The 10,728-nt window shown below is 40.4% G+C and carries 12 protein-coding genes and 1 pseudogene; 2 read left to right on the forward strand and 11 right to left on the reverse strand.

What is annotated here, in order from left to right:
- From ACFIKX_RS10275 to ACFIKX_RS10305, 7 genes and pseudogenes are all read right to left on the reverse strand, one after another.
- Positions 1–126, reverse strand: a 126-nt coding sequence (locus ACFIKX_RS10275; protein WP_375628941.1) for a transglycosylase SLT domain-containing protein, incomplete at its 3' end; no start/stop codon positions are given.
- A complete protein-coding gene (locus ACFIKX_RS10280; RefSeq protein WP_375628928.1) occupies positions 119–2,260 on the reverse strand; it encodes a glycine zipper family protein in 2,142 nt (713 codons plus the stop codon). The genes ACFIKX_RS10280 and ACFIKX_RS10275, both read right to left, overlap by 8 nt.
- An 8-nt stretch (positions 2,261–2,268) precedes the next feature.
- Complete coding sequence (locus tag ACFIKX_RS10285; RefSeq protein WP_375628930.1) at positions 2,269–3,726, reverse strand: hypothetical protein; 1,458 nt, start codon at positions 3,724–3,726, stop codon at positions 2,269–2,271.
- Positions 3,727–3,733: 7 nt separating this feature from the next.
- Positions 3,734–4,567: a hypothetical protein gene (locus ACFIKX_RS10290; RefSeq protein WP_375628931.1), complete on the reverse strand. Its 834-nt coding sequence runs from the start codon at positions 4,565–4,567 to the stop codon at positions 3,734–3,736.
- Position 4,568: 1 nt separating this feature from the next.
- The gene (locus ACFIKX_RS10295) at positions 4,569–4,994 is read right to left on the reverse strand and encodes a hypothetical protein (protein WP_375628933.1); all 426 of its coding nucleotides are present in this window, start codon (positions 4,992–4,994) and stop codon (positions 4,569–4,571) included.
- Positions 4,994–6,451, reverse strand: a complete 1,458-nt coding sequence (locus ACFIKX_RS10300; protein WP_375628934.1) for a hypothetical protein — start codon at positions 6,449–6,451, stop codon at positions 4,994–4,996. The genes ACFIKX_RS10295 and ACFIKX_RS10300 overlap by 1 nt, the downstream gene beginning before the upstream one ends.
- Position 6,452: 1 nt before the next feature.
- Positions 6,453–6,857 (reverse strand): annotated as a pseudogene (locus ACFIKX_RS10305) (hypothetical protein); the annotation flags it as partial.
- A 172-nt stretch (positions 6,858–7,029) separates the two neighbouring features.
- On the opposite strand from ACFIKX_RS10305, the gene ACFIKX_RS10310 reads away from it, so the two are divergent.
- A complete protein-coding gene (locus ACFIKX_RS10310; protein WP_375628936.1) occupies positions 7,030–8,196 on the forward strand; it encodes a tyrosine-type recombinase/integrase in 1,167 nt (388 codons plus the stop codon).
- A 205-nt stretch (positions 8,197–8,401) separates the two neighbouring features.
- Complete coding sequence (locus tag ACFIKX_RS10315) at positions 8,402–8,602, forward strand: AlpA family transcriptional regulator (protein WP_007347209.1); 201 nt, start codon at positions 8,402–8,404, stop codon at positions 8,600–8,602.
- A 102-nt stretch (positions 8,603–8,704) separates the two neighbouring features.
- On the opposite strand, the gene ACFIKX_RS10320 is transcribed toward ACFIKX_RS10315, so the two are convergent.
- The 4 genes from ACFIKX_RS10320 to ACFIKX_RS10335 all read right to left on the reverse strand — a co-directional run.
- The gene (locus ACFIKX_RS10320) at positions 8,705–9,064 is read right to left on the reverse strand and encodes a hypothetical protein (protein WP_375608402.1); all 360 of its coding nucleotides are present in this window, start codon (positions 9,062–9,064) and stop codon (positions 8,705–8,707) included.
- Positions 9,065–9,244: 180 nt separating this feature from the next.
- Entirely contained in the window at positions 9,245–9,649 is a 405-nt protein-coding gene (locus ACFIKX_RS10325) for a hypothetical protein (protein WP_375628937.1), read from the reverse strand.
- 176 nt (positions 9,650–9,825) lie between these two features.
- Complete coding sequence (locus ACFIKX_RS10330) at positions 9,826–10,227, reverse strand: hypothetical protein (RefSeq protein ID WP_026500687.1); 402 nt, start codon at positions 10,225–10,227, stop codon at positions 9,826–9,828.
- A gap of 180 nt (positions 10,228–10,407) precedes the next feature.
- A partial coding sequence (locus ACFIKX_RS10335; protein WP_375628939.1) for a hypothetical protein occupies positions 10,408–10,728 on the reverse strand: 321 nt, incomplete at its 5' end.

Here is a 10,728-nt window from a genome sequence, read left to right on the forward strand (position 1 = left end):
ATTCCTTGCATTCGGATTGCCTCCACTTTCCACTTGCGCAACACGGTACAAATAACTCTCTGGCAAACCATAACGCGCTGCTGCTTGCCGTATCGCTTGATCGACTGAAGGGTTATATCTAGCCATAGATTTTACTCCTTGCAAATCTGCCCGCTTCTCCCATCAGTGCCGAAGAAACAAAGTGCCAGAAACGTTCATTACCAATTCCTGCTTTATGTAATCGTATAAATCTTTGTACCATTTGAGCAACTTCCTGCTGGTTCATACCCTTAACGCCAAAAGTTGCTAACTTTGCTATATCCCGTTCAAATATTTGTCTCTCTTTTTGAGGCAATTTTCTAATCGTATCAGATAAAATATTTTGAGTAATTTTTGCCCCAGCACGTGCTGTACTAACTTTTCCATACGGAATATGAACACCTGTTAAAGGAGAAGCCTCTGGCGTTCCTTGAAATGGCTTTAGTGCTCTTTGCGCCGCATCTTCATAGAACCTTTCGTCATCTACAGCTTTTCTAAACGCTTTAATGTTTTTAGGATTTAAAGACCTGCTAAGGTTTTTAGACACGCTACCCGTTTGTAAAATATTCGAAAGTGTATTAACAGGGCGGGATTTTTCTAATACGTCATCGATATAATCTCGCATCCCTACGCGATAAGTATTGAGACCATCCGGCATAGCTCCTTTACGAAGACCTTCTGCAATCCCCTCTCCAGATACATCTCTTTCTGCAATTTTTTTGCCTTGGCTTATAGCTTCTGCAAAGCCTTTGTATTTTGCTGCGCTACCCCGAGCTGCTTTATAAGTAGGGGAAATTTTATCCGTTATTTTTACCAAATTGTTCTTCAAAATTTGATATGTAGAAGCCCCTTCTTCATCACCAAGCTTTCGATTCATTCTGATTAAAACATCAAGGGATTTCTTGCTTCGATCTAGTAACTCCATTGTAGGTTTATAATTGATATGGCTAAACTCTTTTGCATAGAATCGTTGAGGTATTGCTGTGCGGGGGTCTCTTTCTAACTTTTTGACAGCGTGCTTAAGAGCGTCTTGAAATCCTTCTTGTTTAAAAAGCCTATTAAGAGCTGGATAATATCTTTTTTCTATTGGAGTACGATAGGCTTGTGCATAGAGAGAACCATGTGCTTCTTCCCCTTGCTCTTTAAGCAACCTTTTTAAAACTTTCGTATCTTGGAGAGGGGTAATGTTTTCATCTGCCGATTGACCAAGGCGCTGAACTGCTCCCTGCATCCGTCCTTCATGGGCTCTTTTCAAAAGTTCAGAAACACGCGTATTTGTTGTCCCCATATTCGCAAGCAATACTTCTAAATTCGGACTAATATCTGTCAAAAATGCATGGCGTGGTGCATTTGCAAGATGTTCAGCAACATTCTCAACACCATCATCATATAATGTTTTTGCAACTTCTCTGACTACTTTAGTTTGAACTTCCTTATGAGCAGGATTAAAATGCCTTCTTACAAAAGGAGCTGTTTGCATGCTTCTTAACGCTTTATTCAATCCTGAAGAAACAACGGTACCAGCAAGAGAACCAACAGGACCAGCAACTGCTCCAATCCCACTACCAATCCCTGCCGAAGCAAGGCGGTCATAAAGACCATCTCCCGCACCAGAACCATGCAAAGCGCCAGAACCTGCTCCTAAAACTGCCGCCTTACCAAGATTTCCAAATGTTGATGCCGCAGTACCTACTTTCAAAAATCTAAGCGCAGGGACAAATGAAAGTGCTGTTGGTAAAATCGAACCAGCAATATAAGCACCAGAAGACAACCATGGATATTTCTCTTCCAAGGCTTTTTGGTAAGCGCGTTCCTTGGCTACTCTTCTGTTATAAACCTCTACTGCTTTCTTATCACCACGCCAATAATCCGTAAAACCTGCTTCATTCGCCGCTTGTATCTCATCACTATACCCTGCTGTCAAACCAGATATCCCATGACTCCTTAGTGCATCCCACCACGTAAGATCTTTATCATCAAATGAAAAATCATCTGTTGTAGTTTTGGGGTCTTGACTGCCATGAAAATCTGCAAAAGATGAATGATTTGGAATATCTTGGGGTAGACCAATTACCTTATATTTCCTAGCCCATTCTGGAAGAAGTGATTTATCATAATCTTTATATTCAGGATAATCTGTAGCTGTTTGAATATTTGAAATATCTTGGGGTGGACCAATTACCTTATATTTCCTAGCCCATTCTGGAAGAAGTGATTTATCATAATTCTTATATTCATACATAGCACAACCTATTTTATAAAAGGAACCGCTTTACCATTGGCATCAATAATAAAAAATTTTTGTCCTTTTGGTAGAGCTGCAATCTCTTCTGTACTTTTCACTATAGGAATATTTTCACTACCTCCTTGTGACATCGGCGAATCTGCGAAATATTGATCAGAGATTTCTTTAGGCGTATTGATAGGCTGCCCTGTTACCCAATTATATAATTGGGTCTCATCAAGTTTATTTAAAGCAACTAATGTTTTTTCAAGCATTCCTAAAGTTTTTAATAATCCTTCTTCCTTACGTCCAGCATCCAAAGAACCAAAAGTCGCTATCATATTACGGCTTTCTTGATCTGATATAGGACCAACACTAAGATTTCCTTTAGGATCCATCGATTTTAAGCTCTCAAATACCGCCTTTAAAGCACCACCCTTAATCGTATCAAATAATTTTTCTAATTCATATGCAGGAGATCCTCCAACATTTCTCGATCCCCACCCAACAAATCCTGTCGCAAAGCCTTCTTTTATAATTTTAATAGCATCCTGAATAGCATTTATTCCTATGCGTGCCTGCTGTTTGGTGAGAAGCATATTTTTTCTCTTTTTATGCTCCCACTCTTTCTGGGCTTGTAGTTTTTGATTATACTCAAGTTCCTGCATCGACCCCTTAACCGGTCTCGCTCTACGTTCACCTAGTTGTGAATTGGGATCCCATTCATAACCTTTATCTAACTGAGGTTTATCACCACCTGTTAGCATCGCACTAAGCATTTGCGGATTACGTGCCATAATAGCAGCTTCTTCTTCACTGTACCCTTTAGATTTTAGGTATTCGACGGTCTGATTAACCTGTCCTCTTTTTTCTCTTTCCATATCACCACGACGAAGATTCATAGCTGCATTCGCTAAACTTTGTGCTATCGTCCCATCTGATAATGCATAACCAATCCCATAATCTGATAATCTTTGTAAAAACTCAGGACTACGCAAGTAATCCCAAAAACTCTGTTGAGAACCAGTATCTTGGTGAGGAACAGTACTCTGTTGTGGCTGTACAGACTTCTGTGGTTCTACAGATGAAATAGGCTCTGGTAATTGAGACTGCTTTGGTTTCAATGATGCCAAATCTGAAGTTTCAATTGCATTAGGCAAAGGTTCAATACCTAAAGGATTTGGTTGTGAACCAAAGGTCGCTACTGGTAAAGAAGGGACTGAAGACGGTACATACGGTTTTCTGCCTGCCGATCTTAAAGACGAACTTACATCTGGTAAAGGTGAAGTATTTTTAGCTAAACCTAAAGGATTTGATTGTGAACCAAAAGTTGCTATAGGGGAAGAAGGGGTTAAATAAGGTAAATTATTTGCCTGTTGTTTGGCGTCTTCTAGATCGTTGAAACGTATACGTGGTACATATTGGCTCATTACATGCATAGACTTAAGAAGTCTTGATAAAATGTTATCGTTACTATTTTGCATAACTACCTCACTTTTTTCCTGCAAAATTAGCAATACTAGCTAAAATCCCTATAGCGTTCTTCCAAGGGTCGTTACCATGCATCTTAGATTCTGACACATTATTCGTCGTCGTGCCGTAATTTCTTGCGAAGCCATGACCGGCGTTCATAAGCATATTCAACCTATTCCAACCGCTATTGTCTTGTTCCAGCCAACGTTCTCTATTGGCATCAACAAGGCGTTGATTGTAGTCATTAAGAACAGATGACCCCTGCAACATATTCGAATAGGCATTATTATAAGAGGGGAATAAGTTGCCTATCATGCCTAAGCGGTTTTCATTTAGTTGATCAATCATCGAATTGGCTTGCATCATATGCTGTAAATCTCTATCACGCTGGCGATACTTGATACGAGCTAATTCATCATTAAGCCCCCTCTGTAACTCATTGTTATGCGCACTAGAGCCATAAAGACCACTACCTAAAAACTGTCGATTAATACTATTTCTTATTTCACTTAAGCCCTCTTTAAGTTCCTCATCAAATTGAGAATTCGGTCCCATCAAACCACCAGATGCAATCCAGTTAAGGTTTCTCGCAGACGATGTTGGAGTATTCATCAAATGATTCATATAATTCTGATACTGATGAGGAATAGCTCCAAGACCTCCAATTGCTTGATAAGTTGGAGCACTTAAAGGTGCAACACGAGGTCCCCCATACACATTACCACCCATCCCTGTGTCATACATGTTATACGCATCTGCACCCCCACGCTTAAAGACATTCTGCATCCAAACGGGAGGGGCGCTTGTTTGTACCTGCTTCTGTTCTGTCGTTGCTGGTCTACTGCTCCCCATGTCACAATTCCTTCTTATAATAAAGCATCGTTATGCCATAACCTTGTTTGTTCAGTGCACGTTTCCATCCCAAACGACCCAAGATCTCCATTTCAGAAGCGCCATTCTCACGCGCCCAATCCTCTACAAATGTCAAATTATCAATTTGATCAAGAACGCCCTTGCCACTACATTCACAAATCAGTGCGCGCTTCTTTCCTAAAACTGTCTGCTGTATCTGGGTCGTGAATGCCGCTAAAAAGCGCTCGTCATCATCCAAAACAAGCCATAACTGTTTCTTGCCACTGCAAATCGCTTCAATGAGCTCTTGCAACGTGATTTCATGTTTAAAACGTTCCACATACTCGCGAAACGACGCAATGATGTCTTCCAGATAAGGCGCTATACGCTCCATATCCCAAGACGTGGTCAAAAAAACTTTTGCCATTATCCTCTGCCTAAAGGACGTAAATCCACATTAAACCCTGTGTTATGGTTCCAATGAACGCCTTCAGGAATACGCAATTTAAAGCGGTGATAACGATTGCGCGAACGACCATGATAAGCGCCCGTGACATATGAACATGCCCTCTCTTGGTGCCATGTAATCGGTGTCTGATGATTGCGAAGCCGACGCTCTCCTATGCTTAAAAGACCTTGCGTCGTATCAACTTCGGCAAATACTTTCGTGATAAAGTTAAAACTTCCATCTGGTGCTCCCATTTCTTGTGAAACAACCGTTGCCTCCATTGGTGCTCCCGTAAACATAACAAGCCGATTGTTATCATCAAAAGCACCAAGCATTGGCGCGCCACTTTGCCAACGAGGGCTGTCTAAAGAAGCCGACAATGCCTCAAGATTGATTGAAATCTCATCTAACTGTTCTAAAGTATAACCTGTCGTAAATACTGGAAACAACGTGAAAAGTTTTCCCTGTAGCGTCGACCATTTCTGCAAGCCCCAATCATAAACAAAGGTCGTTTGCTCGTTATTGCCTCTTTTTAAGGACCAGTAAATCCGGTTATCAATGGGATCTATCACTCCTTGCATCTCATCAAGAGCAAATTTATCAAAAGTTTTAAAAACCGTTCTATCAACCTTCTCAAAGCCTATCGGCAAAAGTTGACCATCAGCACTGATCTGATAAAAGCCACCATCACTCGCAAAAAAAGCATCACTCCCTCGACACGCTATAGAGGCTGCACTGCGCGCTCCACGCTTGTCTTGGATCTTTTGAAAAACAAACGGGCTTTTGGAACCTAACGTCAAAGAACCAGCATAAATAGCGGAACGAAGAAAAATAAGGGGATTGGTTGTTTCTGTTGCCCCCTGAACGTATTCTCCATCTTGGAAGTCCATATAACCACTAACATTATATTGAGTCTCCCATAGAGTTTCATCGCCTTCTCCAGACCAATGGATGCGATTGGGATTATCTGTCAATTGCATCAAACAAACAAAAGGTCCCCAAACCTTAACCAATCCTGCTTTCGGTGGATTTCCTTCTAAATCTTCAAACCGTTCAGAACTAAGGACCTTGAAAACTTGCGGTTTATCATTTTTATTCACCGCAATAACCATGTTTTTAAAAAGAGCAAACGACCATTTATTCTCTTCATTTGCATGATACGTCACACCACTTTGGCTGATGTCTTTCCAACCCTTCGTTTGACTATCATAACTGTAAAGCTTTTGCTTGCCTCCTACGATTATCTTAACACCATTGCCACTTCTAAACGCTATTGAACCCAAAGGCTTTTCTTCTAAAGCATGAGACACTACCATTGCATTAGGCATCGGAATGTAACAGCCATCAGCCGGTAAAACATTCACAAGCATATCCGTAAAACTGCCGTTGACAACCGCAACATCTGGTCTGTAATCAGCGATTGGAAAATAAACCATATTAGAAATCCGTCGGAATTATTCGAGTGACGTTATGACGTTGAGACGTCTCTGCACGCAATTCATGCAACTGTTCGTTAAAGTCATTGTACGCTGCCGTTGCACAATCGGGTTCTTTAAGAATATTCTTGTACAGTTCATATTTTGCACGCGCCTTAATCAAATCAAACGCGTGCACAAACCATGGATGCTCCTCATCAACACTCTCTATCTCTGATAAACGCAATGGAGAAAGAATGAGTTGAATCTGATAGGCTTTATCCGGCGTGGGATAAAGATGTAATTTCCTATCAAAATAACTGTAACAAACCGGCGTTCCTTGCTGCTCTGATGATAACAAAGGCTCTAAAGAAACATGGTCCTTACACTCCAATGCAAACTTATGATGTTGATCAGAACTCAGATAACACATTGATTTATAATGATAATATAGCGTTATTCATATTGAATTAGAATCCCGAATAACGTAAGATTCTCTCATTTCAAATCTGTTTATCTTGAATCAACTAAAACCACTCATTTGTACATAACAAGTGGGATGAGTGTATGGATAAAATTTGTATAAGAAAGGACTAAAAATGGCTCTTATGAACCGTCTTAATGCAAGGGCTGTCGCAACATTGGGAGCTGGCAAATATAATGATGGTGCCGGCTTGTTACTTCATAAGCGTAAAGATGGAGGTGCTCAATGGATTTACCGTTTTACCATTCATGGGCGGCGCCGTGAAATGGGCTTGGGTGCCTTGAGAGATGTCTCTTTAAAACAAGCCCGTGAATTGGCAACTGGGTGGCGCTCTGTTCTTCGTGAAGGTCGTGACCCCATTAAAGAACGCAATAAACAAAAGCGTGAGGCAATAAGTAATCTCCATTATTTAAAAGATATCGCGTTGGATGCTTTTGAAAGCCGTAAAGCTGAACTAAAAGGAGATGGTAAAGATGGGCGTTGGTTTTTACCCTTAAAACTCCATATTCTCCCCAAATTAGGTTGCCTCCCCGTTTCAGAGATTACACAAACAGAGATACGCAATACACTTGCTCCCATTTGGCATACAAAAGCAGCAACAGCTGATAAAGCTCTTACCCGCCTTAATATTTGTCTCAAACATGCGGCTGCTTTGGGTTTGGATGTTGATTTACAAGCAACAGAAAAAGCACGCGCTCTCTTAGGTAAACAACACCATAAAACGCAAAATTTTCCAGCTATGGATTGGAGAGATGTCCCTGCCTTTTATAAAACACTTTGCGAAGCATCAACCTTAACACAACTGGCTTTGCGTTTGCTTATTTTGACAGGCGTTCGTACCAACCCTTTGTGTCATATTCATAAAGACCAAGTTGATGGCGATATCTGGACAATCCCTGCTGAAAATATGAAAGGTCGACGTGATACTACAGAAGAGTTTCGCGTGCCTCTATCATCAGAAGCATTAGAAATCTTAAAACAAGCGCGCTTGCTTTCTCGTAATGATTTCTTCTTTTCTGCAACCGGTCGGGGTCCCCTCGCTGCAAATTGTATGGCTCAATATATGAGAGACAATAAAATTGAGGCATGCCCCCATGGATTTCGTTCTAGTTTACGTGATTGGCTCGCTGAAACAACCGATGCCCCCTATGAGGTTGCTGAAACCATTCTAAGTCATACGGTAGGTGGTAAAGTAGAGCGTGCCTATCGTCGCACTGACTATCTAGAACAGCGCCGTGTCTATATGGAGAAATGGGCGGCATATGTCACGGGTCAATCTTAAGATATGGGGTGCATAACCCCATGATCTGTGGATAACTTTAGCTCTCTTCTCTCTCATTCTTTCTCAATAAGACTCATAAATTATCACATCAGAAATTATATGATAAAATATTGTTTTCTATGAATAAAACATCTTTCTAAATGAACCAAAATGTGGTTAATAAATGGTTATGATTTGTTCTCATTTTGATAGAAAGGATTTTAGTATGACAGAAAATGATATTCTTTTGACAGACCGTGAAAGTGCAAAATTGCTTCATATGAGTGTCTCAACATTCCGCCGTCATGTAACCAATGGCTCTCTCCCAAAACCTTTAAAATTTGGTTTTTTATCCCGTTGGTTACAATCAGATCTCTTGAATGTCATCGAGCAAGCAAAACAGCAACGTCAAAGTGACGCGGCATAAAAAGAAAACCTTGTCACGTAAGAACGGACAAGGCTTTCTCAAGCTCATCAACCTGGAGCTTTATTTGGTGTAAATTCAAAGCTTTCTCTGCTGAAGCAAGACTTAAGGTTTGCATTCAAGTTGTTCTGAATGTTTTTTACAATAAGGGCTATTTAAGCGTCTCTCAACACTTCGCTGAGGCATGACAGCACCAGGACGACATATGGGAAGGTTGTCCGATTTATGATTTTCACACCAATCTTGTATTGTAAAGCTAGGGCGAAAACCTGATTGCGCCATACACATTTCAATACTGGCAAATTGATTCAAATCTAACGCCACAACCTTATTAAGGTCCGGTACTCCACATTCTAAAAGTATTTTATTTCTCCATAATGCTGGAGAAAGTGAGGGAATTGAGTTAACACATCCAGTGATACTTAACAGAGCTATACAACTCAACAGTTTTAAGATTTTCTTCATTCTTCCCCTCTTTCAATGGATTTATTTACAATAAAACAGAGCTCATAAGCCTGTTGATATTTCCTGTCACCGCTGCTTAAAACAACGGTGAACAATATTGAAATGGTTGCTTGAGGAAACAATCCCGCACAGGCATGTAAAAACGTGAGTGTGGGGATTGTTGATCATCACAAACAGTGCTTAAGGTTGGCATTCATCCGCATTTTTATATTTTTGGCAATAAGCGCTATTTAAACGCTTCTTGACACTTCGTTTTGGAATGACAGCACCTGGCACACAAATCGGAAGATCTTCGGCATTATAATTTCTACACCGATCTCTCCACTTCCCTCCTAATTTACTATGAAAACCTGCTTGAGTTAGACATGCATAAATAGATGTATTCGCATTTATACTTAACTCTCTATAATCCATCATATAATCATCATGAGGATTCAGCATTCCACATTCTAATAGTGCTTTTTTAATCTCAATCTTATCTTCTCCTAGCTTCTCTAATACATCCACAGCCTGGTAAGGACCTGGAAAACATCCAGCTATAATAAGCAAAGCCAATCCACTCAATAACTTTAAAGTTGCTTTCATTTTTTCTCTCCTTCAATGATTTTTTATGATAAGATTGCTTATAAGCTTGTCGATGTTTTATATTCCTCTGTCCATATCAATTTGAAACATGTTGAGTGCCGATACAATTGGCCCACACACTTATGCAAAAGATAAAAAAACTAAAGATTACTCTTAATCATACCATCATCAAAAAACTACGGTAGACATTCAGGCTTGTTTCTATTTCTTTTACAATGGGGGCTGTTCAGGCGTTTCTTAACACTTCTTTGAGGAATGACAGCACCTGAATGACAAATTGGAAAACGAGCATCAAAAAACTCACACGAACTCAAATATCCGGATTTATATCTAAAACCTGCTTGAACCATGCAAGCTTCAATTAATGCGTTCGCATTTCCGTCTAACTTTCTGTTGTATTCATCACGATTATAAGGTGTTGGCATGCCACATTCTAACAGCGCTTTCCCTATATCAATTGTATTTGCACCAGGCTTATCCCATAATTCCCAAGCTGATAAGGGAACCTCAGCTTTATACTCACATCCAGCTATACTTAACAGAGCTATGCCGCTCAATAATTGCAAGACTTTCTTCATTCTTCCCCTCCTTCAGTGGGGTTCTTTACGATAAAACAGCTCATAAACCTGTTGATATTTTCTGTCACCGCTGCTTAAAACAACGGTGAACAATATTGAAATGGTTGGTTTAGGAAACAATCCCGCCATTCCAAGCGAAGGCAAGGATGGCGGATTGTTGATCATCACAAACAGCAAGACTTAAGGTTGGCATTTGCGACTATTTTTATATTTTTTACAAAAAGGGCTGTTTAAGCGCTTCTTGACACTGCGCTGTGGAACAACAGCGCCTGGACGACAAATGGGAAGGTTTTCGGCTTTATGATTCTCGCACCAAGTCCCTCCCCCCACTTTATCACGAAAACCTGATTGAATCATACAAGCTTCTATGGTTGCTATTGCATTGTAGCTGAGCTTTCTGCTTTCTGGATCAGTATCATAAGGGGTTGGCATTCCACATTCTAACAAGGCTTTTCCTACCTCAGTAAAATCAGTAACACCATTTTTCTCCCACGTAGCTAT

The organism is Bartonella sp. CM86QHHN (assembly GCF_042194695.1).
In the GTDB taxonomy this organism is placed as follows: domain Bacteria; phylum Pseudomonadota; class Alphaproteobacteria; order Rhizobiales; family Rhizobiaceae; genus Bartonella.